This is a genomic window from Rhizobium sp. BK418 (assembly GCF_004341105.1).
Classification (GTDB): domain Bacteria; phylum Pseudomonadota; class Alphaproteobacteria; order Rhizobiales; family Rhizobiaceae; genus Rhizobium.
On record NZ_SLZK01000003.1, the window covers coordinates 279874 to 305791 of the forward strand.

Below are 25918 nucleotides of genomic sequence, written 5' to 3' on the forward strand. Positions count from 1 at the left end.
GCCTCCAGAAATTCCAGGAGTGCGTGGCGCATGATCCAGGCCGCGGACACGTCGTTAGCGACCGCTAGTTCCTGAACCTCTCGATATGTCTGAGACGACACGATCATAGAGGTACGAACCGTCTTGTCTTTGTCGACAGGCATCAAGCTTCCCCGGAGCAGTGAGTTCATCAAACTACATCACAATGGTGCACCATGCACACCGCTTTTTGCGGCTTGTCCACGGCGTTCTGACTTATGGTTTATGTCAAATAGTGGGACCATTGCCTGCTTCGTCTGGAGCCGTCCGTCGCCCTCACAAGCTGAGGGGCGACGGCGGACACAGCGAAGCAAGTGCCTGCTTTGGTGGTGGGCTCCCGAGCCCTCCTTAAACCGCGCGAGGGATCGTTACCCGCAGGGGCCGAGACACCGGCTCGGGCCGCAGGCTAGAGCCCGGTCCGGCCCTGCCGGACGCGCCCGACACTGAAAACACGTCAACGCGGCTGCGCGATTACGAGGTCAATCCCCATATCGATGCGCGCGATCTCCCGGGCAACCAGAACGTCGAGAATCGCCTGCTCGCGATCAGGCTGCAAACCTGATCCATCCGCAGCGACCGGCGGCAGCGCCTGCCGCACCCTTCCGGCAACGGCATCTTCCGTCTGCCGCCAGACCGGCGACGCGGCTTCGAGCACGGCCTGACGGACCTCCTGAGCCGTGGCCCTGAAATCCCGGACGTTCTTGTTCTTAAACTTGCGGGACAGGTTTCTGGTCACACTCTCAAAGGTCACGGCCTCGATTTGCCTGGGCTCCGAGCAGAAATACCCGTAGGACAGGCCGGGCTTGTACGCGATCGTATGGACCTTGTCGTCCGGCAGCGGACCAATCTGCGCGGGAGAGAACAGGATAGAACGGCTCGCTACGCTCGCTGTGTTGTAGGCGCTATTGAACGCAGCACAGTCGCGCAGGCATGGCGCGGCGTAAAACACTTGACCCGGATAGCGCCCCTCCCAGTCAATCAGCAACCGGTGCTGATCCGAAACATCCCGGCGCATGAGCGCGATCCTGAAGAACTCAAGCGTCAGACCGGGACACAGGCCGCCCGCGATCTCAAAGGCGCTGGCGCGGGTCATCAGCTCGGGGAGCTTGTACTGAAAGAAGAGCGGAACCGCGGGGAAGCCGATCTGCACGTCATAGCCCAGCGTCGCCTCCTGCACGAGGTTGGGAAAGACCGGCGCGCCGGTGGGGGCCGTTGCCGAACCGCGGATTAGATTTTCTGTGAACGCGTAGCCAAAAGAAAACTCCGTATATCCAACCTTCATAACAGCCCAAACCGCCCCTTCACTTTATCGCGCCGCCGCCGGCAAATATCCACTATGTACAAAATTATGGCCACGAGCCACCCTTATGACCAATCAAATGAACAAAACTTGACTAGACTTCAGCCCCATGGCACAATGTACAAAATTCTGGACATGAGAGCACCTCACGTCCACTCAAATGAACAAAGCAGGTATAGCCGTGCCCCGCCAAAGAAGCTACTCCAGAGTCACGCACCAGGCGCTCGCCATGCTCGGCAAGCTGATCCGCGTAGGCCGTGCCGAGCGCGGCCTGACCGCGCAGGAACTGGCAGACCGCGCCGGCATCAGCCGCACCACCCTTTCCAGCATCGAAAAAGGCGCGCCAGGGCCCGAGATCGGCATCGTCTTTGAGGTTGCCTCCATCGTCGGCGTGCGCCTGTTCGACTACGACGAGCGCACGCTCCAGATGCACAATGCCCGCCTTGACGAAAAACTGACTCTGCTGCCGAAGAGCGTCCGCCACACGGTGAAGGAGGTCGATGATGACTTCTAAGGCGGATGCTACCGAAGCCTTTGTCTGGATGTGGCTGCCCGGGGAAACAGAGCCGGTGGTTGCCGGTCGCCTCGACCAGGACGGCGAGCGCCTGCTTTATACCTACGGCGCCAGCTACCGCCGCCGTAAGAGCGCCATTCCCATCTACGAGCCGGAGCTCCCCCTCCAGGAAGGCGTCATTGCACCCATCAACGGCCTCCAGATGGCCAGCTGCATTCGCGACGGCTCGCCGGATGCCTGGGGCCGCCGTGTCATCATCAACAGGCTGACGGGCAAAAAGCCCGATGCTGCCGGCGTATCCGAGATCAGCGAGCTGACCTTCCTGCTGCAGTCAGGCTCCGACCGCATTGGCGCCCTCGATTTTCAGGCATCGGCCACAGAGTATGTCCCCCGCCTTGCCGCACAGGCATCGCTTGACGAACTCATGGAGGCAGCCGCCCTTATTGAAAAAGGCGTCCCCCTAACCCCGGCGCTCGACCAGGCCCTTAATCACGGCACGTCGATCGGCGGCGCTCGCCCGAAGGCGCTCATCGACGACGGCGCGAAGAAGTTCATCGCCAAATTCTCAGCCGCCAACGACACCTACAGCGTCGTGAAGGCCGAATTCATCGCGATGAAGCTGGCAACTGCCTGCGGGATCAACGCCGCGCCCGTATCGATGACCCGCGCCGCTCATAAGGATGTGCTGCTGATCGAGCGCTTCGACCGTACACACACAAAGGATGGCTGGACGCGCCACGCCATGGTCTCGGCCCTGACCATGCTTGGGCTTGATGAAATGATGGCGCGCTACGCCTCCTACGAAGACTTGGCCGAACTCATCCGCCACCGCTTCACTGACCCGAAGGACACGCTGAAGGAACTCTACGGGCGGATCTGCTTCAACGTGCTGTGCGGCAACACCGACGACCATGCCCGCAACCATGCCGCCTTCTGGGACGGCCGGATGCTAACGCTCACCCCCGCCTACGACATCTGCCCGCAAGGCCGCACCGGCAACGAAGCCACACAGGCCATGCTGATCAAGGGCGAGGGCCGCGCCAGCACGCTCGCCACTCTGCTCGCTGCCGCGCCCGACTATCACCTGAAAGAGGCGGAAGCCGCCGCACTGATCGAACACCAGATCACGACCATCGCCGAACACTGGCAAGAGGTCTGCGACGAAGCAGGCCTCAGCCCCGTCGACCGCAAACTGTTTTCCGGACGCCAGTTTCTGAACCTCTATGCCCTCAAAGGCCTCGATAACCACAAGGTGCTGCAGGATACCTTCCGCGCCGCGCACAACACACTGCTCGCAAGCGAAGGCGCCTGACGATGACAGCGCCAAAGCAGCTCAAAAGACGCGCGTGGCCGGGAGCATTTCTCCGCTCACTCGGCCATGCCTCATGGGCTGCCGAGCAGACCGCCTCCGGTATCACGTTCCTGGGCAGCCGCCACCAAGCGCCCTTTTCTTCCTGGGCAGGCCCGGCGCAGATCACCAGCACGCTGGGTTTCACCACAATAGAAGTCCCGCTGACCGGCGGCCAGATCGCAAGGCTGGCGGGCGTAACACCGCACGATGCCGCCGGCTTCATCTCCGCGGCCAACGAAGCTTTCCGCGCCCACTTCCTCAAACAATTCGAAACGGCACAAGACGAACTGACTGCGCTGTCCGAAGTCATCGCGCGCCTCGGCCAGCCCCGCCGCTACCCCGCCGCCTGCCTTCTTTCCCCCTTCCTGGCGCGCGCAACGACCGTCATCGGGTCACTACCAGAGACCATCCCTGACGGCGTCCTCTCAGAGGATCAGCAGAAGCTCATTGAAATTGTCCGCGCCTTCCAAGAACATCCCGAAGAAGCGCGCCGCACCGCCATCCAGCGCTTCATCGACTCCGACCTTGCCGACATGAAGGGCTTTTTCGACACGATCGAGAAGAACCCGCTGACGCCGGAGCAGCGCCTCGCTGTGGTGACAGACGAGGACGCAACGCTCGTTCTTGCCGGCGCCGGCTCAGGAAAGACCAGTGTCATTGTGGCAAAGGCCGCCTATCTCGTTGAACGCGGCATCCGCAAACCGGACGAAATCCTGCTCCTCGCCTTCGGCAAAGACGCCGCCGCCGAGATGGCCGAACGCATCAAGGAACGGGCGGGCGTAGACGTCGACGCGCTAACCTTTCACGCGCTTGGTAACCGGATCATCCGCGAGGTTGAGGGCAAGGGTCCGGCGCTGGCCGACCATGCCAGTGATGACGCCAAGTTCCGCGTGCTGCTCAGGGACATTCTTCTCAACGAAGTCGCCTCGAAGGCCGGGCTTAGCAAGCTCATACTGGATTGGTTTTCCGAGTTCTATTGGCCATACAAGAGCGAATGGGACTTCAAGACACAGGATAGCTATTTCCAGTGGGTGGAGGCCCATGAGCTCCGCACGCTGAATGGCGACCTCGTCAAAAGCTTCGAAGAATGGGAGATTTCCAACTGGCTCTATCGCCACGGCATCGCGTTCGAATACGAGCCTGTCTATGAAGGCCCGCTCCCGGAGGATGCGCGCGGCGCGTACAGGCCTGATTTCAGGCTGACGGAGAGCGGCATCTACATCGAGCATTTCGGCGTCCGCAAAGAGCGCGGCATCAACGGTGCAACGCGCCTCACGACCGCCCCCTATATCGACCGCGAACGCTATCTCGCAGACATGGAATGGAAACGCCAGCTACACGCCGCGAACGGCACGACCCTTATCGAGACGTTCAGCTACGAGAAAGTTGAGGGCAAACTACTCGATAATCTCAAGGGCAAGCTCGCTCCCCACGTCACCTTCAAGCCCGTTGCCACCGACCAGCTCTTCAGCACCCTCGCGGCGATGGGACAGGTCGACGCCTTCACGCAGACCCTCGGCACATTTCTAAGGCATTTCAAAAGCTCCGGCGCCACGATCGCCCGCTGTGAAGCACGGGCCCATTCATCAGAGGATGCACCGCGCAGCCGCTCATTCCTGAAAATCTTCGATGCTCTGATCGATGCCTATGAAGAGCGCCTCGGCGACATGATCGACTTCGAGGACATGATTGTGCGAGCCACCGCCTATGTCGAGAGCGGCCGCTACAAAAGCCCTTATCGCCACATCCTGGTCGATGAGTTCCAGGACATCTCCAAAGGGCGCGCGCGGCTGCTTCGCGCCATGAAGGCGCAGCATGACGATGCGCGCCTCTTCGCCGTCGGCGATGACTGGCAATCCATCTACCGCTTCACCGGTGCGGATATCCATCTGATGCGCAATTTCGGCGCCGAGTTTGGCGGCAAATTCGCAGGCAACAACGCCGTGCATAGCATCGTCGATTTGGGGCGCACCTTTCGCAGCGTAGACAAGATTGCCGATCCGGCGCGCCGCTTCGTGCTCCGCAACCCGGCGCAAATCAAAAAGACCGTCATCCCCGCCGCGACCACGGCGGCCCCCGCCATCATGATCGCCTATTACAAATGGGGCCAGGAAGGTGATGCCTTGCGGTCTGCTCTCGACAGCCTCTCAGCTACCGCCGCTTCCGGTACAAGCGTTCTCCTGCTGGGACGCTACCATCACGCCCGCCCTCAGTCGCTCCACATGCTCGCAGACCAGTTTCCCAAACTGTCGATCCGCTTTATGACGGTACACGCCTCCAAGGGGCTTGAGGCCGATCACGTCATCATCCTGCGCGCCGTTACCGACACGATGGGGTTCCCTTCGGAAATTGTCGATGACCCGCTGCTCGATCTGGTCCTTCCGGAACCTGAGAATTTCGGGCACGCGGAGGAGCGCCGCCTGTTCTACGTGGCGCTGACCCGAGCCCGGCATTCCGTCACCATTCTCGCTGACCGGCAAAAACCTTCTTCCTTCGCAAGAGAACTCGTCGAAAACCACGACTACCAGACCATCGAAATCGGCGAGCCCGGCATCGCCGAACGCCATTGCCCGTCCTGCGGCGGACGTATGCTCGCGCAGACCGGCCAGAGTGGCGGTACGTTTTTCGCGTGCGAGCATCGTCACCTCTGCGGCCAGACCCAGAAAGCCTGCAGCGCCTGCGGCAATGGGCTGCCCGTTAAGAGGCCGACAGACCCAAACAATCTCATCTGCAGCTGCGGCGCGGCGTACCCGGCCTGTCCCGAATGCACAGACGGATGGCTTGTCGAGCGCCGCGGACGAAACGGCAAGTTCCTCGGCTGCATAAACTACCCCGCCTGTACGGGCACACGAAATCTACCAGAACGCGAACGTCGCAGCACGCCACGTCGCGACGACGAGCGCCGGCAATCCTAGTTGGAGGCAAGCTTCCGCAACGGTCGGCGTGATAGATTCCGAGAGCCTTAGGTGGCGTCCGTACGCCGGTGCGCTGGCATCTCCGCAACGACAATCTGCTCGCTCGCAGGCTCCCAGAAGTAGTAAATGCGCAGGCAGCGCTTCGGATCATGGGTATTTCCGCCGGACTTTATGTGCCAGTCGGCCGTGTAGCGCTGACCTTGCCAGTCCAGATCAAACTGATCACCTCCGCAATGCGCATTACGTACGCCATCCTCTACAGGCTCGTCACGGAGCGTTCCTTCCCCGTTCCCCATCCGCCGCTCGCGGCAATTGGTAGCGAGCCACACGAGGCACCTTGCCGCTTGTTCAACATCTTCGAAAATCGGATCTTTGACCATCCGCCTCGCGGCGGGTGCCAATATCAGCCGTCCAGCCAGCTGCGTATCGCACCAGTTCGCGAAGTCGGACCAAGATGTCGGCAGAGAGATCTCCGCATCCGGCGCATCTCCCGCCTTGGTCATCTGATCCTGAAGCTGTCGAATGCGATAGCCGGCTGCGCGCAATTGCTGCTCGGCGCTTTCGGCGCGAAGTTCTGATTTCTCATGCTCGGAGGAAAAGAACTCAAGAGTGGCCTTGTCGTCACTCGCCTGCTTTTCGAGCGCTACGATGCGAGCATTCGCCGCGATCAACTGCACGGCCTCACTCGCGTGCTCACTAACAAGCGCCGTCTGTCGGAGTTGGAGGCTGGCATTTCGAATGGGCGCGAATGCAAGGACATCGCGGCCAAGCTTGGTGCGCCGGACGCTCTCATGCGCCGCGAGCGATCTCATCCACCGGTCACATTGTGAAGCTCCGTCCTGTTTGAGAAGGTTCTCCGTGAGAAACAAGCGATGCGAATAAGGATCGCTGGAAGCATCAAAGCCTGGCAGATAGGCTCTGACGGCACCGCCGAATACTGACCGCGCTTTTCCAAAGCGCTCAGTAATGTACCAGGTGTAGGAGGCTGGCAGAACTACAACGTGCGCAATACCAAGCATAGCGCGCGCAAGAACGTTCGAGTCAAGAAGCGGCTCACTGGACTCATCAGGGGTCGTCAACACGAAGACGGGTAGCCGACGTTCAGCAGCCGCCAGCATATCCGCCAGCTGCTCAGCTTCATCAGCATACTGGATAATGAACGGCTCGGAGGTGAGCTCATAGCCGCCAGCACTAAGGCCGCAGCGATCGGCAACTTGCTGGACCAATCCCGGTGTGTGATGGCTGATATCCAGCGAGTCTTCAGGGGTGCTCGCCAAAAGGCGAATGCTAAGCTGCGGAGACTGACGCGGCTGCAATCCCACCACGACTTCTGTCGTCCAGTTCCGTCCGGGCACAGTCTTATCGGGATCGTCAATGCGAACAGCCCAAATGTCGGACTCGCCGCTATTGATGCGGACACCAACACAATTTCGACCGCCCGCCAGGTAGTCAAAATCCTCACCATTCCAGGCCTGATCGGGTAATAGGCCGCCAATACGCTTTTGCGCCCACTTCAGCACTTCGTGTCTGGCATATTCCGCCGACTTAGTATTGTCACGGCCGCCTACAGAGGCTGCTATACGCATAATCTCATGCTCACGGACAACCTTCGGCATCCGTACAGCCATACCGCGCAAAGCTTCCTGAAGTTTGGAATCCGCCATTAGCCCCCCTAGTTGGTGAATTGCGCCTATACTCACCCAATGGGCGATAATGTTGCAAGAACTTCTGCTGTATAATCGGTGCTGTTTTCATAACGTAAGAGCGCGAGGGATCGTCACCCGCATGGGCCGAGACCCTGAATGTGGGGCTCGGCGGTCACGCTGGAGCCCTTGGCGCAAGCGGACCGTAGAGCCCCCGTCCCGCAGGGCGCGTCATCATTATTCTTTGAATTATCCCGTTTCGGTGCACTGCAGGTGCACGAATCCCGCAAATTTCAAAGACCGCTCCACTACCTCTCCCGCTCGAAATCATCATCTCGTCCACGCCGCCGCGACCGCTGCCGCTCCCCCTTGCGCTCGGCCCGCGATATCCGGATCGGCTCCTCGGTCCCGTCATCCCCACCGTCACCGCCACTATCCTCACCACCCGCTGCCCGCGCAAAATCTCTCGGCAGATCCACCTCCTTGCTCCATGGCTCCTGCCGCTCCAGCGCCTCGCGGTGCGCATCTTTGAGGTCGATATCGGGCGTATCCGGTTCCTGCCTTTTCTCCTCCTCCGCCATCCGCGCCCGCATCGCGCGCTCTTCATCGCGCGCATGGTCACGCCCCGTCCGGTCACGATACCGGTCCTTCGCCCGCCGCACCGACGCGCCGCGCCCCCGCGGTTTCAGATCAAGGGCGAGGGCCGGCATATGCTCATGGCTAGCCCGGTCCTTGAGGCGCTGTTCTCGAACCCTTTTCTCTTCAAGCGCCTTACGCTCCCGCGCCTCCACCGCCGTCAGCGCCGTCAGCTGCCGGTTCATATCGAGTGCCTGAAGCTCATGACGACGCTGCAGCAGGGCTGTTTCCACACGCTGCGCTCTGACGATCCCCTGCTTGCTCTCCCGGAAAGCGATATACCGCTTGGCATCTTTAAACCGCTGCACCCGGTGGATTATCGCCGACACGCCGGTTACGCGCCCTAGGAACGCCGCCAGCCCCGTCGGGCGCGCTTCCTCACGCTGCTGGCGCACTCGCGCCGTCTCAGCGAGATAACTCGCTCGGAGCGCCTGCCGCGCGGCCAGTTGCTCCCGCAACAGCGCCTCGCGCTCCCGCTCCTGACGCGCGACCATCTCAACGCGCGCCGCCTCAACCGGCGCGCGCCGTGCGGCCTGCGCCCGCGCGAGCTTCTCCAATTCCGCGCCTTCACCCCGCGCCTTCGCAAACTGCTCGCGCGCCTTGCGATGCTGCGCGACCAGCGCCTGCGCTTCCTCGACAGTGGGCAGCGATTCCGGCGGGAACTCCTTTTCAAGGAAGGCGCGGATATCTTTGGTGCGGACGCTGCGATCGTCGATGAGCTTGGGCAGGGCATTCATCCCGCCATAGATATCGACCAGCACGTACGGCCGGTTGCCCGTCGCCAAGACATAACCAAGGTCTTCGAGCGCCCGAACAAAGGCCTTAGGGCTGTCGCTCTGCCGCCAGGCCTGCGTGACCTGCAGCTGGCGCTCCTCTTTCGACAGGCCGGTTGCGCGCTCCTGTGCCCGCTCATAGAGCGAGGTCTTCTGGCGACGCTCGTCAAAGCGCCCGGGCCCATATCCCTCCGGCAGCTCCAGCCCGTGCTCACGCGCGAACTGCCGCGTCACCATCATCAGCTTCTCGCGGTCGAAGGCGAGATGAACGGCCTTTTCGTTCTGGTAGTCGATGCGCGACCAGACGACATGACAATGCTCCCGGCCGTTCTTGATGTGATAGACGATGGCCCGCGGCTGGCCGGACAGGCCGAGCGCCTTCTCCACCCGGTCGACATAATCCATGTACTGTGCCCGCGACAGCTGACCCTGCCCGAGGTCCGGGTTGACCGAGAGGCTGTAAAGATAGTTGCGGCACTTGGTGAGACCGGTGGCGATGGCCTCCCACTCGGCGAAGGCCCCGTGCAAATCAGGCGCAATCGCGCCCGTGACCTCCGCCACCTCGACAAGCTCGTTGTCGAACGCGTTCAGCAAATGGGTGGCGAGGTCTTTGCCGCCGCCGCGCTGGCTCGCCTTGGGGATCATGGCGAGCGTCCCAGCGCCTTCAGGCAGGCGGCCCGGATTTCACGGAGATCGCGCACGGCGTCTTCCAGCAGCGCCGGATCGGCATCGCCGGCGAGACCTTTCAGGCGCTCGTTCAAGAGCGCGGTCTCGACCAGCAGGCGGGCCACATCCGCGCGCGACGCGGATGCCCGGCGGGCGGGCTTCGGCACATCCTCGCCGAACACGGCAGCGGTGATGAAGGCATTGACGGAGAGCCCCGATTCCTCGACCCGCGCCCGGAACTGCTCCCGCAGTTCATGAGGGGGCCGGTAAGAGATCGGGGCTTCGCGTGTCGTCTTCTCCGTCATGCATCATCGATAGCGCCGTCTCGCCGCCCCGATCCGCGCGCTTTCCACGCGCGCGCACAGCCGTGATCGGGACGCTGCCGCGCCATCGCCCGCGCGCCATTTGCGAGGGTTCCGGGGAGCGCCATTCCCCGGTCGATGGGTTTGCAAAGGGAGAGCCGAAGTCTCCCTTTTGCTCGAAGCCGGTGCCGACACACCGGTCGTGGTCCAGGGCGCGACAGCCCTGGCCGTGGATTGCACAAGGGGCGCGGCCAGCCCCTTTGCGCGATGGGTCCGGGGAGAGCGGCAGTCTCCCTCGGTCGGGATGCAACGCCGAAACGTTGCCTCAGCCGCCAAGGGCTCGATGCCCACGGCGGCTGACCGCATCCCTTGCCGCATAGGCCGTCACAAGGACGGACTCATCGGCTCTAGGGATGCCCTGAGGGGGTCCGCGGGGAACCGGAGAGTTCCCCCGGCAAGGTGAGCGCGGTAGTACCGCGCACACCTTGTACAAGACCTTACTGCGGATTTGCCCCTCTCTATGATTATGCCATGAGACAGGGCCACAAGTGAAATGTACATCGCAGCATGATGACAGGATGAGTGCTCGTACATTGCTTTTTCAACTGCAGCTGAACGAGGAAAGCACGAGGAAGCGGGGCTTAAGAACGGGCGACATTCAGGGCCTCAATCAGCCTGGTCCTGATGCGAAATTGGAGTGTGCATTCCAGTGGCGAGGGACCGGCGGACAAGGATGGTCCTCCATGAACACTCCCCTCAACAACCACACAACCTCTCCTGTCGACCCCGCTACACTGACAATCAAACCCACCAAGGAAACCTATGAGCGCCTGCAGCAGGCGCATGAATACTTCAACAAGGCGCTGTTCGGCGGCACGCTGCCGAACGCGCTGATTACCTTCCAGCGCCGCAAGGGGACGTTTGGGTATTTCGCAGGCGGGCGCTTCCAGAACGATGCCGGCCAGAAGGCCGACGAAATCGCTCTCAACCCCATGCACTTCGCGAGCCGCAGCCAGATGGACATCCTCGGCACGCTCGTCCACGAGATGGCCCATCAATGGCAACGCCATGAGGGCCAGCCGGGACGCGGCCGCTACCATAACCGGGAGTGGGCGGAGAAGATGAAAGCCATCGGCCTCCAGCCATCCGACACCGGGGTGGAGGGCGGCAAGGAGACCGGTGAAACGCTCCGTCACTACATTATCCCCGGCGGCCCGTTCGACGTGGCCGCCGACAAGCTCCTCGGCAAAGGGTTTGCGCTGACATGGAAGGATGCGCCGGAGCCCTCCTCCCCGACCACAGGCGAGAGCGCAGCTGAGCCTGCTACCCCGAAAAGTGGCAAGCGTGTGCGCTATTGCTGCCCGCAATGCGACCTCAAGGCCTGGGCGAAGCACGATGTCCGGCTGCTCTGCGGCACGGACAATGTGCTGATGCTTCCCACGGAGTAAGGGTCATTGAAATGAATTTGGCAGCGCGGGCCTTGTCCCGCGCTGCCAGTTTTTTCTGACCGCGTTCAAACGCCGCGTGGCGGCGCAGCGGGAGTGCCGCGCCGCCGCTGACTCAGGATGGTACCGGCTCATAAGCGCCAGGACGTTTGATATCCTCGGTAAAGCCATACTCCCGCAGATTCTGCGTCACATTATCCCGCAGCACGTCGATGCTGGCTTCTGCCGTCCAGATGGCCGCTCCAGCAGGATCGTGCTCGATCAGCCATGCGCGCGCACCTTCGACGGATAGTGCTGCAACGTAGGTGTCAGGATCGGCGCTGTAGCCGGGCTCTCTCTCCTTCGTGAAGTACCGCTCAGACGCCGTGCAGCACGCGTCGAAGTCCAGCCGCGCCACAATGCAGAAATGCCGAAGGTCAGCGAGCAGGTCGGACACGGCTTCCTGGCCATAGGCGGGCGCCTGCCCGTAGACCCAGGCTGCGCGGGCCAGCGCCGCGCGCGCGGCTTCGATGTGAACATTGTTGTTCATGTTGTTTCTCCTTCCCGGTGGGAGGGGGCGCTTACGCGCCCGCCTCCTCGGTTGCTTCGGACGGGGCCCGGAGGACGATGCGGCCGCCATTGACCGGGATGAGGTCCAGTTGAAGGGTCAGGCCTTCGCCCTTCTGGTGGCGCCAGGCGGCGCCGATGCGGCTCCAGAACTTCTTCTCGCCGCGTTCATCGACATGGTAGGCGATGTAGGCCGGCGGGGTGAACTCACGGGCGGGCTTGCTCTTCTGGTTGGTGTTGCGTGTCATGATGTAGCTCCTTTCGCTATGGGTTTTCCTCGACACGCCTCATTCAGGAGCGGGCGGAAAAGCGGGCGGTTCATGGCTGGCGCGGGGGAGCGGTATCGCCCGTCCTGCAGTGAGCGCAGCGAGCGAAGGATGGGGAAACCCCCGCGCCACCCCGCAAGGGGCTTGGCCTTGAACCGGCTGCGCGCCCGCTCAGGACTGGGGCGGTTATTGTCGAGGGAAATCCCTTGTCAGCGAATGAGCGGGAACTCAGGGGCAACACCGAGCGGAAATGCACGATCCCGATCGATGGCCCGCGGCTTAAGTCTCGGAGTCATCGAAGGTGTCGGAATATTTGGAGCAGCGGACGCGTCCTAGTCGTCGAGGCTGTGGCCTGCCTTTCGGACCTCAAATATTTTAGGAATACTGTTCGTCATACGACGAACACGTGCCCTAACTTCGTAGCAACAGGCGGGCCTTGGCAAAGCCGCCCCCACCTGATGCCTTATCAACAGTTTCTTCAAGAAATACTTAAAGTCGTGTCATATTGAGCGCTTATTTCAGCTACGCAAAACGTGGACTGATATGGCTGCCGCCGGTCGTCTTGCTGATCTGGAAGCCGAACGGTATTGCTTGCTGGACAAGTTCGACGTGCGAGATGAGTCCGACAGCTCGGCTCTCGCCAACAATGTCCTGAAGAATCTGAAGCGCCTGATCCAGCGTTTCCATATCGAGCGTTCCGAAACCCTCATCAATAAAGATCGTATTGAGGTGAACGCCCCCGTTTAAACTTTCCACCACGTCGGAAAGCCCGAGAGCCAGCGCCAGCGCCGCCATGAAGGTCTCGCCCCCTGAAAGGGTCTGCGTGGCCCGAGTACGCCCGGTATGCACGTCATGCACGACAATATCGAGGCCCTTCTTGCCAGCACCTTTGGAAACGTCACGTTCGCGCTCCAGGCTGTACCGGCCCCCGCTCATAGGCTTGAACCTTGCGTTTGCCGAAGCGAGCACAAGATCAAACATGGCGGCGATGGCGAAAGCCTCCAGCTCCATGTTCGCGTTGTTCCTGCCGCTGAACGCATGGGCGACCGCCGCGAGAGGCGCATAGGCGTCTTCGGCCTTCTTGATGTCACTCAATAAACTGGTAATGCTTTCGACTAGCTTTGCCAGAGATTCCGAGCGAGCAGCTGCGGAAGCTTGCTTCCGATAGGCCTCATCCCTGACCCGTTTAGCTTCTTCGCTTGCGGCGCCAAGCCCCGCAACATCAGGGCGGTTCTTCCCTTCAACATTCGTGCCGGCACGAGTGGCCCTGTCGCGAGCGGCGTGGAGATCTTGTCCAAAGCGTTCGATAGCAGCCTGCAACTCTTCGATGCGATCGATATTTGCTTTGTGGTCTTCGTATTGCTCCTGGGTCAGCCCGTTCGCAGCCAGACGGCCGCCGAAATTCTGCTCCGCCTGTTGCAGCTTGGCAAGCGCTGCCTCGCGGGCATTCGCCGCGCTTTCCTCATCCTTGCGTGCAGCGATCTGCTTCTCTCCGGCGTCGCGCTCGGACTTAACCGCCTGCTCGAGATCAAATTCGCGCTTTTTGATCTCTTCTTCCGTAGCGGTGATCGCAGCCTCAAGCGCATCCGTCGTCCTGAGCTTTTCGGGAACCGAGGCGAGGGCATCCTCCAGCGCCTGCGACGCAAGAGCATGGCTAGTCACTGCCTGGTCGCGGCTTGCGCGCGCGCTCTCTACGGCCAAGCCGGCTTCCGGCAACTGGGCCTCGACCCGCTCCAATGCGCGACGCAACGCTTCGAAATCGATCGCTGGACCAAGAGCCTCAATATTATTTTGAACCTGGGCGCTATGCTCCTGAAGTTCGGCGACAGTGTTCTCCGGCTTCGTCAGTGCCTCAAGGTGAGCCTCCCTTTCCGAAAGCGTCGCCTCCTTCGCGGCAAGGGTCTGGCCACTGAGCGCGCTCGCGTTTCGGGCGCCATCAAGCGCCTTGCGGGCCGCCGTAAACGCATCGTTGCGCCCCGCGCTTTCCGCTTGCCCGTGGGCAGGAGTCGGGTGTTCATGAGAACCGCAGACAGGACAAGCCTCTCCCGGCCGCAGCTTTTCGGCAAGATGCTGCGCCTGCGCTCCCGCAAGAGCGACCTCTGCCTCGTCAAAGCTTCGCTGCGCATCTTCCTGCGCCCGGCAATTCTTCTCGTGAATCTCGCGAGCGCCAGAAACCTGAGCTCGCGCATCATTGACTGCCTTGAGTGCGCGGTCATAGCCGAGCGCTGTGTCGAGCTTTGATTTCAGTTCCTGCGCCGCAGCGGACAAGGTCGTACGCTGCTCTGCCGCTGTACTCGCTGTCTTGATCTGCGCTCCTATGTCTGCTTGCTCGCGAGTGAGAGCGCCATAGCTATTCTGCGCCACCTCGAATGCTGCTAACGCCTCGCGCTCGATACGCGCTGCCTCGTCCTTGGCTGCCTTCTTCTTGTCAGCCTGACCCAGCGTCTCACGATGACGCTTCAGGTCTGCGCTCTGCGCCCGTAAGGTCTCAGCTTCGCCGCGCTTTCCCTGTTCCGTCGCCAGGGCCGCAGCCGCCTTCTTCATTGCTTCTTCGGCGGCCTCGCGCGCAACCAGCGCCTTGGTGCAGTTTCCACTGGCCACGGACAGATCAGTGCGCGCGCGCTGCATGGCAGCATCGGCATCCTGCAAGCTCTGAGCCACGCGCGCCCCGATCAGGACAGCCTTGTCCTTTTCAATTTCCTCGCTTTTAGCCTCCATCAATGCCTGCGCCTGAGCGGCCTCCTCGTTCTCGACAAAGGCCTTCTCCACTTCATGCGCTGACGCCAGCTTCTGCTCCGCCAGCCCCGCATTGTTCTTTGCCGTCTCCGTCACAGCAGCGGCGATCTTCTGCTCTTCCTGTGCATGCTGAGCACCCGCCGAAAGTTCTTCGAGCGTCGTGAAACCTTCCTGCTCCAGCCTGCTTTCGCATGCCCGGCGATCGGCCCTGATTTTTTCCTCGGCGGACTTCGCGTCGTCCTTCATTTTCTGGGTCAGCCGCTTGTAGAGCGATACATCGAAAAGATCGCGCAGGATCGCGAGGCGGTCATTTGTGTTTGCTGCCAGAAACTTCTCGAAGCGTCCTTGAGGCAGAAGCACGATCTGACGAAACTGCTCCTTGCCGTAGCCAAGCCTGCGCTCAAGTTCATCGCGGACTTCGGAGACTTTCTTCTCCGCGATCGGAGTACCCTGATTATCAGGTGTGATTTCATCAAGCGGGATATCAGTGACGTCGAAGAGCCAGGCGCAATGCGCCTCCTTCGTCTCCTTGCCGCCGCGCTGGGCCGGCCGCATTTGTTCCGGCCTGCGCCGTACGAGATACCTCGTCGCGCCAAGCTCGAATATAAGTTCAACTTCCGTAAGGCAACTAGGTTCGGCGTGATCCGACCTCAAGGTTGATGCATCTTGGTCGTCTCGGGCGGGCTCACCGAACAATGCAAAAGAAATCGCGCTAAATATCGATGACTTTCCCGATCCGGTTGGGCCATAAATGCCGAACAATCCGGCGCTAAGAGCATCTCTGAAATCGATAACCTGCTCTCCAGCATAAGGACCAAAGGCCCGAAGTGTAAGCCGTAACGGTCTCATGCCCTGTCCTCCACATTGTTGAGTTGTTTCAGGGCAGAAGTGACTACCGCCATTTCGTCATCCGTCCCATCTTCGCCGCGCACCCGGCTCAGAAACTCGCCGACCACGGCGACCGGATCGTCGAGCTTGGCCTGGGAGCCGCTGCGCAGCAAAATCGGTTCCGCACGCTCGTCACGTTCGTAGGTGAGCGCAAGGGCATTGGGATAGTGCTCCCTGATCCTGCCCATCGGGTCGATCAGGAGCTTTTTGTCGGTCAGCACGAGCTTGATAAAGTCCTCTGAGGGCTCGCGGCTACCTTTGTCCAAAAGTTCCTCGAACTCCCCCTTCAGGACGCGAACGGCGCGATGCGGATTGATCGGCAGCTGCTGATGAGTCACCGACCCGTTGCCGGCAAGATCAACCATGGTGAGCGATTTGGCGCTGTCCGCTTCGTCAAAGCCGAAGGCCAGCGGTGAGCCGCTATAGCGGATATGTTCGCCGCCGGCGCTCTGCTGCCGGTGCAGATGTCCCAGCGCGACATAGTGCGCGCCGTCGAATACGCTGGATGGAACAGTCTCGATGCCACCAATTTGCAAAGGACGCTCGCTCTCGCTCGGGGTCGCGGTGGCGACAAAGACATGGGCCGCGATGACCCAGCGGGCATTGCCCGGCACGTAAGTGCGGGCGCACGCCACCTGCGCAGCCACTACGTCGGCGGGGCATGCGATTGAACTGTTCCCGTAACACTCCCGTGCCGAGAACTCATTGCCAAAAGGCAGTCCGGAAAACGCGATTGGCCCGTGTTCATCCTCAAGGATCAAGGGCTTCTCCTCGGCTGAAAGAGGGCCTCGAATCAGAAGCCGTTCTGGATCGGCGAAGGAGGCATACGAAGCGATTCTGTCCCCCGAATCGTGGTTGCCGGCGATCATTACAATCGAGGTGTTGCACTCGGCATGAACCGTCCGGATGAAGTTATTGAACTGGCGAACCGCTGTCGCGGGTGGCGAAGCACGATCGAATACATCCCCCGCAATGACCAAAACATCGGGCGAGTTCGTCCTTACGGCTCCGAGCACCTGATCCAGCACACAGTCATGGTCGGCTTCCAGCGATTGCCCATAAAATTGACGCCCTAGATGCCAATCCCCTGTATGTAAAATCTTCATGCCCGTTGCCCCGTCTAAAAATTAGATGTATAAAAATTAGACGTATGAAGCAATCAGAGTCAAGTCCCTTATTATGAGCCTAAAAACTCTCAAGCACCCGCAGCGCGAACGACTGACGTATTTGGATCAATGCTTCACTTGGCGCGGCACGGCGAACCGCCGCGACTTGATAGAACGTTTTGGGGTATCGACAGCGCAGGCGGCGTTGGACTTTAAGGCCTACCTGACCGAGGCCGGAGCAAACGCGCCGCACTATGATGCGGTGAAGAAGGTCTATATCGCACAGGCAAAACATCGTCCGATTACTCCCGACACCTCATTCGGCGAATGGGAGCGAGTGCTGCGCGCAAGCGGCACAGATCGCTTCGATGCGCTTCCGTTGCTGACTCGGCAGAACGACCCTTCGATACTCGCGCTACTCAGCCGGGCAGCGGAAAGCCGACAGGCGGTTGAAGTACAGTATATATCCATGGCGACCGGCGATCAGACGCCACAATGGATAGCACCGACGCGGTTTGCTTCTGACGGATCACGTATTCACGTGCGCGCCTACAGTTTCAAGCATGAAGAATACCGAGACTATGTTCCCGGACGGATCGAGCCAGGAAGCAGCCTCAAGACGAGGATGCTGGAGAAAGATCTACCGCTCGACCGCGACTGGCACACAATAGCCCGTATCACCCTGCGCCCCCACCGCAGCCTTTCCAAGGAGCAGGCGGCCGCAGTAAGGCGTGAATACGCGTTTGATGGTGACGTCCTAGTTGTTGAGACGCGAAAGGCGATCGAGTTTTACGCTGATCGCCGCTGGAATCTCGACAAAGATGAAGCAAGACTTGAGCGGATTAGCACAGAATATATCGAGACTTGGCACGATAGCGAGATATCCTAGCATATCTCTGGCGCGCCCGTTCATCAGAAGGGTGCCCATCTGCCGTGTTTACGTCGCCGTGATAATGAAAAGGGCAAGGCGCTTGACTGCGCCTTACCCCACTCCCTTCACCACCACGAGGTGTAGAAGACGGTCATGCCGTCCGCGATTTCTGCCCGTGCCTTCTCCACGAAGGCCAGGTCATCCATGACTTCCGTGCCGTCAGATTGACCGAAGAAGAAGCCGCTGGTCGGCGGCAGGCTGCCACTGCGGATGTCGGCTTCGAGCCGGTCGAGGTCGTCAGCCGTAAGCTGCAGGTTGACGCAGTTGAAGTCGTCATCTCTGCCGCCCTTGGCGCGATATAGCGCCTCCATCCAGCCGTGCAGGTTCGGATGCTTGCGCCAGTAGTGTAGTTCACTGCCAGTCTCGGCTTCGAAATCGACCGGTCCAGCCGGGGTTTCGGGGATGGCGAAGGCGTACATATCAAGGCCCATGGGGCTCTCCTTTCGTTCGTTGTTGCGTGTCCCGAGGGACGCGGAACGAAAGGCCGGCCGGCATCAGCCGCCGCCGTCATGACCAACACGGTCCTGCCGCATCCTTGATGCGCGGGAGTGGTGCGGGCGGGTCATTGACGGCAAGGCGCCGGAAGGCACGTTCAAGCAGGCTTCGAAGGGTGACAACGATAAAGGGGAACGCCCCAGGGCGGTTGAGCGCTGGCACATCCGCGATAACGCGCGAGGAAATAGCGAGGAAGACTGCCGGATGGGCACTCCAAAATGGCCGGAGTAACCCCGGTCGGCAGGAGCACCCCTATGGACGCTTTCACGAAAGACTTCATGAGCGACATCGCGCGCGGCGTGACGACGCGCTTTCTCGATCGCCAGAGCGTCCCGCAGGCGCGGTGGGAGCCCTGTGAGAAGATCATGGGCAGCCGCCACATGGCGTATGACCCGGCCAGCCCCGGGGCGAAGATTCTTGTTGGCGCTCTTGATGGCCGCCTCATCGGCATCGACGACAACCGCCATGTGATGACCATTGCCGGTTCCCGGACGGGAAAGTCGGTGACGCTCGTGAACAACCTGCTCTTCTATCGCGGCAGCGTCCTGGCGCTCGACCCTAAGGGCGAGCTTGCCACCATCACTGCCGATCGTCGCGCGGCACTCGGTCAAAAGGTCTGCATTCTCGACCCCTCTCATATCGCGCCGGACCGGCTGATGCGGTACCGCACGAGCTTCAATCCCCTGTCGCTGCTCTCGCCTGAGAGTGACACCATCATCGAGGATGCGGGGCTGATTTCAGACGCGCTTGTCATCGCGGGTGGCAAAGACCCGCATTGGGATGACAGTGCGCAGAACTGGATCGAAGGGCTGCTGCTGCACATAGCAACAGACCCCGCGTTCGAAGGACGGCGCAATCTTGTCACCCTGCGGGCGCTGCTGCGAACCGTGTTTGTCACGGCTGGCGAGGGTGAGGATGACCCGTTCGCGCTCGAACTCGCCATGCTCAAGAACGCGGCGCGTTTGCAGCGCAGTGATACTCTCGCCGATGTCGGGGACGTCATCGAAGGGGCCGCCCGTGATTTCTACGAGCGACCACCCAACGAACGCGCGGGGGTGCTCTCGACAACCCGCCGCCACACGAAGTTCCTAGACTTCCGGGCGATGGCACGGGTGTTGGACGGGCACGACTTCGACCTCTCCGCGCTCAAAACGGCCTCCCAAGGGATGACCGTCTACCTGTGCCTGCCCGCCAACCGCATGGCACGCTGCAGCCGGTGGCTGCGCGTGTTCATCAACCTCCTTCTCGATGCGATGGAGCGGGAGAAGGCAAAACCTGCCGTCCCAGTACTGGCCTGCCTTGATGAATTCCCGGTGCTCGGGCACATGAAGCAGCTCGAAGACGCCGCCGGGCAGATTGCCTCGTTCGGCGTGAAGCTCTGGGTGGTGCTGCAGGACTGGGGACAGGGCAAGGCGCTCTACAAGGAACGCTGGGAGACCTTTGTCGGCAATGCCGGCATTCTCCAGTTCTTCGGCAACAATGATTTGATGACGACGGAGTACGTCTCAAAGCGGCTGGGGAAGACCGTGGTGAAAGTCACCCGCGAAGGAGAAGCCGCAACCGACCAAAAGGCCACCGGCATCACCGGGCGGTCGGAATCGCTGGAACAATACGACCTGCTGACGCCGGATGAGGTCAGCCGCCAGTTCGCACGCAGCGACCGGCTCAAGCGCCAGCTGGTGGTTTGGGCGGGCTACAATCCGCTCATGCTGCAGCGCGTTGAGTATTTCGACGAAAGCAGTCCCGTGCATCCAGTGTTCGCCGGGAAGTACGCGTCACCCTGAATCCGTTTGCTCGCCGGGGCGGCGCTGCGCGAGGACTGCAATCCCCGCGCCGTGCTGAAGGTCAGCGAGGTAACGCCCGACGGCAGGGCTTCGCCCTACGGTGACGGCGACAACGGCCGCCGTCCGCCCTTGTGCATCCCTGATGCCAAGGTCACAGCGCCCGGTCCTGACAAGAAGGCGAAGGACAGCAACAGCGTTGCGTCCCGCCGCGATATGAAGGGCGGTAAGGCCGGTGCCGGGTTCGGCATAGTTGATGTCGATGGCGGCGTTGGCAAGGAACTGCCGCACCTTGTCGACATCGCCGATATTGACGGCCTCAAGGAACGCCGCGTGCAGCCGTCGGCGTTCGGCGTCATCTGCCTGGCCGGGGTTATTGGCCATCGGGCTCGCCCTCCTGCCGGTATTCCCAGATCCGCTCTTTGATTTTCCCGAAGGCAACGTCCCGTGCGCTCGTATCCTCCGCAACGAAGCTCATCCTGCCCTTCTCATATCCTGGCGCGGGCGCGCCAAAATCCCGCGACTTCACGAGCAACATGGCGGCTGGTGTCTCACCTGCCGCTACCTTGCGGTCGAGCACCGTGTAGATGCTCGGCTCCCCCCGCAAACTGTCCTGCACGACAAGGCAGGCTTGCCCGCCTCGGTGAAACAGCCAGCCATCAAACCGCTGCTCGCTGCCGCCCCGGCGCTTCAGGAGGCGAACAAGCGCATCGCGCTTCGTCGACTGCGGCGCAATCGGCAGGTGGTAGAGCCTGTCCTCGATGACGGGCGCATAATCTCCCCCATTTCTGACCGTGATAACGGACACCTCCGTATGGCCGGATGCTAGCGGGCGGCTTGCCGCGAAGCGCCCCTGCAGTACAGCAAAGTCACGGCCTTCTTCCGGGCTACCGAAAAAGGCCGACAGCGCACGGACGAGGGGATGGCCGGCATCCCCGGGCCGCAAATCGGCATCGGTGATGAAGGATTTAGACAGGAGGTATGCGCAAAGGGCGTCGAGCCGGTCCTTGCTGGGCGTTTGCGTCCCAGCAGCAAAGCGCCGCAGCGCTTCAGCGAGCGCCTTGTAGGGATCTCCGGAAGCGCCGTCATCGCCCACGCTCAGCGTGTCAAAGGCAGAGTCGTAAATCTCCTGCGCAATAACGGACCATGACCTCTTATGCCCATTGGTGTGGGTTGCTGCGTGATAATCTATCAGCGCCGCCTGAATCCTGGCCAGTATATCGTCCGCATACTCCATGGACCGATCCGCAATTGCGAGGAAAGCGCGAGGAAACACCGCGTCTTCCGGTGACACATTCTCATGCAGGTCAGCGCCAAACAAGGCGCAACCCAAGGAGAACGGTCATGAACGCGATTGGGAAAGTCTTTGAGGGCGAACCCCGGACGGACATCACGGTCGAAGGTGGGCGCACCACCATCAGCGTCGCCCTCCGTCACCTTCGCCCGTTTGACGCGCAGTCCGCCGATGAAATGGCGAGTGTTCTGGCTGTCGCCGCTGTCGGGATTGCGGGCTGGATCAGCTACGAGGCGATGGCTGTGACCGCCCCCGCCGTCGGGTTTTTCCTCAGCGGCCTGTGCGGACGCCCCTTCATGCAGCAGAAAATCCGGCACGTCGCGCAGGTGACGGCGACAGTGAAGTTCACCGAAAACGTCATCTGGCTCAAGAAGATCAAGAAGGCTCCCTCCTGGGAGCCGGAGCCGGAATGGCAGAAGTTCGATCGCTCCCACGAACACCGCTTCGTGCTGTACCAGCATGACAAAGCGCAGGCCGAGAAGGACGAAATCGACCATCAGTCAGGACAAAACCCGGTCTGCGCGTATCGCGCTACTACGGGGAGTCCTACTACGTGGTTCTTGAATACCTAGGCCAGCGCTTCGATGTGGCTGAGGTCATGGGTCAGCGGCGGGCCAACGCCATCCTCGACCGGCTGAGCTTCTGCGACAAGTACATGGACAGCCTGACGGATGCGCACAAAAGGCTGCCGATCCGTCCGGAGGACGAATGGCCCGGGCCGTCCGGCTCGATCCCGCAATAACGGTACGGGAAAGACGACGGCCGTGACCAGCAAATTTGCATCCGGGAAGAAAGGCCTCCGCTCAGGCGGCGGCCTCCAGCGGACGGCTGAAGCGCCCGAGATAGTCGGCGGCGCGCTGCGCGTGCGCGGCAGCGGCGAAGACAGCGCGCTTGTCATCCTTCAGGACGGACAGCCAGTGACCGATATAGGCAGCATGATCGGCCCGGTCTTCGAGCACCAGCCCGAGGTCCGCGCACAGGAACGCCGCGCCCAGTTCGGCCACGAGCTCTTCACGGGCATAGCCATCATCGCCAAACTTCTTGCGCCCGAAATCCCGGTCCAGCCGGGTCGTATGGCGAGTCCAATGGGTCGCCTCATGGGCGAGCGTCGCGTAGTAGGCCTGGGCGTCGCGGAACGCCTCGAAGGGCGGCATCTGGATGTAGTCGAGTGCCGGGCTGTAATAGGCACTATCGCCGCCATGCCGGATATCGGCGCGAGTCGCGGCGAAGAAGCTTTCGGCCCCGGCAATCCGCTCGTCGGGATTGCGGCTGGCGTGAGCCAGCGCGTGGAAATGCTCTGGCAGGCCTTCGATCTGCTCGACATTGAAGACCGTGTAGGCCTTGAGGAACGGAATGGCGCGCTCGGTCTCATCGCCGGTGGCGTCATCGGTTTCGGTGCGGCGCATCGTGTCGGCGTAGACGACGGGCGAGCCCTTCTCGCCCTTGCGGACATGGCCGCCAAGCTCGATGGCCTGTTTGAAGGTCATCCAGATAGGCGCCGCGTAGTGCGCCGTCATCGCCGATGCCCAGAGCGTCAGGACGTTGATGCCGGCATAAGGCTGGCCGTTATGGCGCAGCGGCCGGGAGACGTGGCCTGCCGCGTGGGCGGCGTTCCAGGGCTGGGTCCAGGGCTTTACGCCCTGCTCAAGGGCTTCAATGATCTGATTGGTGATGCGGCTGTAGACATCCTGCCGCGGGGTTTCGTTGGTGGTCGTCATGACCTTGCTCCTTGCGTTGCGGGTTTCCCTCAAGACGCGGGCAAGGAAGGACGGGCGAATGAGCCGGCGGGTCAGGCCCTAACACGGTCCCGCCCCTTGAAGGCGGGAGTGGTGCGGGCGGGGTTTGACCGGACGGCGCGCCCGGCCAGAACTCAGCGTCACAGATTGAGGAAACCCAGTCGCATGGGGCGATGGCGGCCACCGGACACGCGGCAGCGGTAACTGAAGTCAGTCAATCAAAAGAACATGGCCCGGGCGGTCCCGGACCAATTCCAGCAAGCAACGCCCACGGGCAGATAGGACAAACTGATGCGCGACGAGCTTTCGCAAAGCCTATGGCGCTACGACGCCATGACCGGCCTGGTCGACTGGAACAATGAGGAAGATCCCGGACGTGAGGACAGGGACCGGGCGGCGTTCGGCAAGGACTATGGGCTGGTGCGCTATCCCGATGGGAATGACTATGCCTGCAACGGCCGAATCGTACGATTTCTCGTGGAGGTGTGCGGCCATTCCTACGAAGAATCCGTCGAAGCGCTGGTCGAACATATCCAGAGCCAGCCCTACGCCTATCGGGCCTCACCCGATGTCGAAGCGGATGCCAAAGCCATTAGGGCCGGCGCCCCGAACATCATCGAGGCGTTATTCAGCCTGAAGGTGGACAGGCTAGTGCGCGAGGGCGACAAAATGGCAACTGACTACAGCTGGCGAGTAACCCGGGTTCTGATGCAGACCCACAGCGATCCAAAATTTCCGTAATTAAGCTGCAGAATATGCCGCTAGACACTCAGCTGTATCGGCTGAGTGTCGGTTTCTTCGGTATCGATTTGCCACATCCTTGCCACAAGCCCACGCGGGCCACGCCGGACAATCTAGGATTTCTGCGGGTTTCAGCGGACTCACGATTTGTGGCAAAAAACGCGAAATATCAGTGACTACGGAAATTAATTTGATGCTAAGTCATTGATTTTAAAGTGGAGCGGGCGACGGGGGTCGAACCCGCGACATTCAGCTTGGGAAGCTGAGAAAGAGTCCAAGGTTTCTGCGGCCTCCAGCCGACTTGCCACATATTTGCCACATCGATTTTCTCCTTTTGTTCCCGCCGCAAAGACCTACTCGGCCGCCATCAGTTCTGCCGCAAACTCCTCAGCGGTGCGCTGATGTTTGGCCTCTTTATCCTTCAACAGATGACCGTAGACATTCAAGGTAATTTGGATGTCGGCATGACCCATGCTGGTCTGGATAAATTTCAGGTCTTCGCCCTTGGCAATCAACTTTGACGCGAAATAGTGCCTCAAACCATACGGCGTGAAGCGTGGCCGCATGGCCCCCTCTTTCCCCTTGGGGTCCGGCTCCATCAGGTTGGCCGCTCTCATCAGCGGCTCCCAGCAGCGCCGCGCAAAGTTGTTGAGCGCCATTGGCTTGCCCTGCGCCGTCGGGAACACGAGGCCCAGTGACGAGGCCGGGCAATGCTCCTTCCAATCCAGGACCATCTTCCCGACAGCTTCGGGGAGATAGATGGTGCGCCTGCCAGCGCGCGATTTGACCGGCCCAATCTGGTTGAGGCGATCAGCGCGCTGCCGGACGTGGACGCGGTCGATTTGGATGTTGCCCCAAGCGAGCCCCCGATACTCGGATGGGCGCATACCGGAAAACACGGCGAGGTAAATCATGGGGCGATAACGGCGCCAGGCCTTCGCCAGCTGCTCTGACCCTTCACCCATCGCATCGGCCGCCTTCAGAAGGGCGCGGACCTCGTCGTCAGTCGGGATGCGAACTTCGCTGTCGTCCTCTTCGTAACGGCCATCGGCACGAATGGTGATGCCAGCCGCAGGGTCGTCCTTTATCAGGCCCTGCAACCTCATCTCGATAATGACAGAATGGAATGAGGACAGGGTGCGGCGCGCCAGATCCCGGCTCTTGTGCTGAAGCAGCCAGTTCCGGAAATGTACGACATCAGCGGCCTCTAGCTCGTGCAGGTGCTTTTCCCAATCATAAGCCTTCATGATGGCGCCACGGCGCTGATATTCGACGTGGGTGGTGGTCTCCACCTTCTCCCGGCCATCGCGGCCAATCTTCTCGCAGGTATCGAGCCAAATTTGCACGGCTTCGGGCACGGTGATTTTCCGTCCGCCGGCGATATGTTTCAAACTGCCCAGATTTTCGGTGAAAGCGCGCGCCTCCTTCAACGTATCGAAGGTGGCGTAAGCATAGCCGGTCTTTGTGCTTTTGCTGGGATACCGGACTTGATAATTGGTGCCGTTACTTCCCGTGCGCTTCCTTATATCTGCCATCGGAAATCATTGTTTTTGTTGTTGTTTAAAGTATAGAACAAAATATGAACATAGAAGTCAATCTTTATCCTTGAAATCACGCACAGCATCGTTCTGCAGTTGCTGGTAAATCGCAACAAGCGTGCCTTTTTCAATTTTCAGCGTGCCTTCCACCGGGTCGACGAAAAACGGCAACTTCCGATGACCGTGGGCATCGCGGTCGGCTGCGCGCTTCATCTGGCGTGGCGTCAATTCGACGCCGATCTCCGCCAGCACCTGGCGCGCTTGTTCCAAACCTATGTAACAGGGCGGCAATTTCAT

23 protein-coding genes are annotated in these 25918 nt (G+C 60.9%); 9 read left to right on the forward strand and 14 right to left on the reverse strand.

Translation table 11 applies throughout. The features are described from left to right. Nucleotides 1-472 precede the first annotated feature (472 nt). Nucleotides 473-1300: a hypothetical protein gene (locus tag EV281_RS12865; protein ID WP_132653489.1), complete on the reverse strand. Its 828-nt coding sequence runs from the start codon at nucleotides 1298-1300 to the stop codon at nucleotides 473-475. 247 nt (nucleotides 1301-1547) lie between these two features. Here EV281_RS12865 and EV281_RS12870 point away from each other — a divergent pair, with 247 nt between their 5' ends. Genes EV281_RS12870 through EV281_RS12880 form a run of 3 tightly spaced genes read left to right on the forward strand, consistent with a single transcriptional unit; the run spans nucleotide 1548 to nucleotide 6098 of the window. Beyond that, entirely contained in the window at nucleotides 1548-1832 is a 285-nt protein-coding gene (locus EV281_RS12870; protein ID WP_165911885.1) for a helix-turn-helix domain-containing protein, read from the forward strand. Next, on the forward strand, nucleotides 1822-3144 hold the full coding sequence (locus EV281_RS12875; protein ID WP_132654284.1) for a type II toxin-antitoxin system HipA family toxin: 1323 nt from the start codon (nucleotides 1822-1824) through the stop codon (nucleotides 3142-3144). Before EV281_RS12870 ends, EV281_RS12875 begins: the two co-directional genes overlap by 11 nt. A gap of 2 nt (nucleotides 3145-3146) precedes the next feature. Next, nucleotides 3147-6098 carry a UvrD-helicase domain-containing protein gene (locus tag EV281_RS12880; RefSeq protein WP_132653491.1) on the forward strand — a complete coding sequence of 984 codons (2952 nt, stop codon included), beginning with the start codon at nucleotides 3147-3149 and terminating at the stop codon, nucleotides 6096-6098. A gap of 47 nt (nucleotides 6099-6145) precedes the next feature. Here the strand turns inward: EV281_RS12880 and EV281_RS12885 are convergent, their stop codons facing one another. The 3 genes from EV281_RS12885 to EV281_RS12895 form a co-directional block, all read right to left on the reverse strand. Further along, nucleotides 6146-7762 carry a hypothetical protein gene (locus EV281_RS12885; protein WP_132653492.1) on the reverse strand — a complete coding sequence of 539 codons (1617 nt, stop codon included), beginning with the start codon at nucleotides 7760-7762 and terminating at the stop codon, nucleotides 6146-6148. A gap of 287 nt (nucleotides 7763-8049) precedes the next feature. Then, complete coding sequence (locus tag EV281_RS12890) at nucleotides 8050-9795, reverse strand: relaxase/mobilization nuclease domain-containing protein (protein ID WP_132653493.1); 1746 nt, start codon at nucleotides 9793-9795, stop codon at nucleotides 8050-8052. Beyond that, nucleotides 9792-10121 carry a hypothetical protein gene (locus tag EV281_RS12895; RefSeq protein ID WP_132653494.1) on the reverse strand — a complete coding sequence of 110 codons (330 nt, stop codon included), beginning with the start codon at nucleotides 10119-10121 and terminating at the stop codon, nucleotides 9792-9794. Before EV281_RS12895 ends, EV281_RS12890 begins: the two co-directional genes overlap by 4 nt. Nucleotides 10122-10861: 740 nt before the next feature. Here EV281_RS12895 and EV281_RS12900 point away from each other — a divergent pair. After that, a complete protein-coding gene (locus EV281_RS12900) occupies nucleotides 10862-11566 on the forward strand; it encodes a SprT-like domain-containing protein (protein WP_132653495.1) in 705 nt (234 codons plus the stop codon). A 112-nt stretch (nucleotides 11567-11678) separates the two neighbouring features. Here the strand turns inward: EV281_RS12900 and EV281_RS12905 are convergent, their stop codons facing one another. The 4 genes from EV281_RS12905 to EV281_RS12920 form a co-directional block, all read right to left on the reverse strand. Continuing rightward, nucleotides 11679-12092 carry a hypothetical protein gene (locus tag EV281_RS12905; RefSeq protein WP_132653496.1) on the reverse strand — a complete coding sequence of 138 codons (414 nt, stop codon included), beginning with the start codon at nucleotides 12090-12092 and terminating at the stop codon, nucleotides 11679-11681. A gap of 31 nt (nucleotides 12093-12123) precedes the next feature. Continuing rightward, a complete protein-coding gene (locus EV281_RS12910; RefSeq protein WP_097140738.1) occupies nucleotides 12124-12357 on the reverse strand; it encodes a hypothetical protein in 234 nt (77 codons plus the stop codon). Between the two features lie 540 nt (nucleotides 12358-12897). Next, complete coding sequence (locus tag EV281_RS12915) at nucleotides 12898-15960, reverse strand: SMC family ATPase (RefSeq protein ID WP_132653497.1); 3063 nt, start codon at nucleotides 15958-15960, stop codon at nucleotides 12898-12900. Further along, complete coding sequence (locus EV281_RS12920) at nucleotides 15957-17105, reverse strand: exonuclease SbcCD subunit D (RefSeq protein WP_132653498.1); 1149 nt, start codon at nucleotides 17103-17105, stop codon at nucleotides 15957-15959. Before EV281_RS12920 ends, EV281_RS12915 begins: the two co-directional genes overlap by 4 nt. A gap of 73 nt (nucleotides 17106-17178) precedes the next feature. On the opposite strand from EV281_RS12920, the gene EV281_RS12925 reads away from it, so the two are divergent. After that, on the forward strand, nucleotides 17179-17994 hold the full coding sequence (locus EV281_RS12925; protein WP_132653499.1) for a hypothetical protein: 816 nt from the start codon (nucleotides 17179-17181) through the stop codon (nucleotides 17992-17994). Nucleotides 17995-18101: 107 nt separating this feature from the next. Here EV281_RS12925 and EV281_RS12930 read toward each other — a convergent pair whose 3' ends face one another. After that, nucleotides 18102-18467 carry a phosphoglycerate kinase gene (locus EV281_RS12930; protein WP_132653500.1) on the reverse strand — a complete coding sequence of 122 codons (366 nt, stop codon included), beginning with the start codon at nucleotides 18465-18467 and terminating at the stop codon, nucleotides 18102-18104. A gap of 318 nt (nucleotides 18468-18785) precedes the next feature. On the opposite strand from EV281_RS12930, the gene EV281_RS12935 reads away from it, so the two are divergent. Beyond that, complete coding sequence (locus tag EV281_RS12935) at nucleotides 18786-20315, forward strand: type IV secretory system conjugative DNA transfer family protein (RefSeq protein WP_132653501.1); 1530 nt, start codon at nucleotides 18786-18788, stop codon at nucleotides 20313-20315. On the opposite strand, the gene EV281_RS12940 is transcribed toward EV281_RS12935, so the two are convergent. After that, on the reverse strand, nucleotides 20307-20696 hold the full coding sequence (locus EV281_RS12940; RefSeq protein WP_132653502.1) for an ankyrin repeat domain-containing protein: 390 nt from the start codon (nucleotides 20694-20696) through the stop codon (nucleotides 20307-20309). The genes EV281_RS12935 and EV281_RS12940 overlap by 9 nt on opposite strands. After that, nucleotides 20686-21549 carry a hypothetical protein gene (locus tag EV281_RS12945; protein WP_132653503.1) on the reverse strand — a complete coding sequence of 288 codons (864 nt, stop codon included), beginning with the start codon at nucleotides 21547-21549 and terminating at the stop codon, nucleotides 20686-20688. Before EV281_RS12945 ends, EV281_RS12940 begins: the two co-directional genes overlap by 11 nt. A 107-nt stretch (nucleotides 21550-21656) precedes the next feature. Here EV281_RS12945 and EV281_RS12950 point away from each other — a divergent pair, with 107 nt between their 5' ends. Both EV281_RS12950 and EV281_RS12955 read left to right on the forward strand, forming a co-directional pair. Beyond that, entirely contained in the window at nucleotides 21657-22178 is a 522-nt protein-coding gene (locus EV281_RS12950) for a hypothetical protein (protein WP_132653504.1), read from the forward strand. Beyond that, nucleotides 22160-22348 carry a hypothetical protein gene (locus EV281_RS12955; RefSeq protein WP_132653505.1) on the forward strand — a complete coding sequence of 63 codons (189 nt, stop codon included), beginning with the start codon at nucleotides 22160-22162 and terminating at the stop codon, nucleotides 22346-22348. The genes EV281_RS12950 and EV281_RS12955 overlap by 19 nt, the downstream gene beginning before the upstream one ends. 61 nt (nucleotides 22349-22409) lie before the next feature. Here the strand turns inward: EV281_RS12955 and EV281_RS12960 are convergent, their stop codons facing one another. Then, nucleotides 22410-23324 (reverse strand): zincin-like metallopeptidase domain-containing protein, encoded by a 915-nt coding sequence (locus tag EV281_RS12960; protein WP_132653506.1) that lies wholly within the window; start codon nucleotides 23322-23324, stop codon nucleotides 22410-22412. A 309-nt stretch (nucleotides 23325-23633) separates the two neighbouring features. On the opposite strand from EV281_RS12960, the gene EV281_RS12965 reads away from it, so the two are divergent. Further along, on the forward strand, nucleotides 23634-24083 hold the full coding sequence (locus EV281_RS12965; RefSeq protein ID WP_132653507.1) for a hypothetical protein: 450 nt from the start codon (nucleotides 23634-23636) through the stop codon (nucleotides 24081-24083). A gap of 353 nt (nucleotides 24084-24436) precedes the next feature. On the opposite strand, the gene EV281_RS12970 is transcribed toward EV281_RS12965, so the two are convergent. Beyond that, nucleotides 24437-25618, reverse strand: coding sequence for a site-specific integrase (locus EV281_RS12970; RefSeq protein WP_132653508.1), 1182 nt, complete (start codon nucleotides 25616-25618; stop codon nucleotides 24437-24439). 57 nt (nucleotides 25619-25675) lie between these two features. Beyond that, a complete protein-coding gene (locus tag EV281_RS12975) occupies nucleotides 25676-25918 on the reverse strand; it encodes a hypothetical protein (protein ID WP_165911886.1) in 243 nt (80 codons plus the stop codon).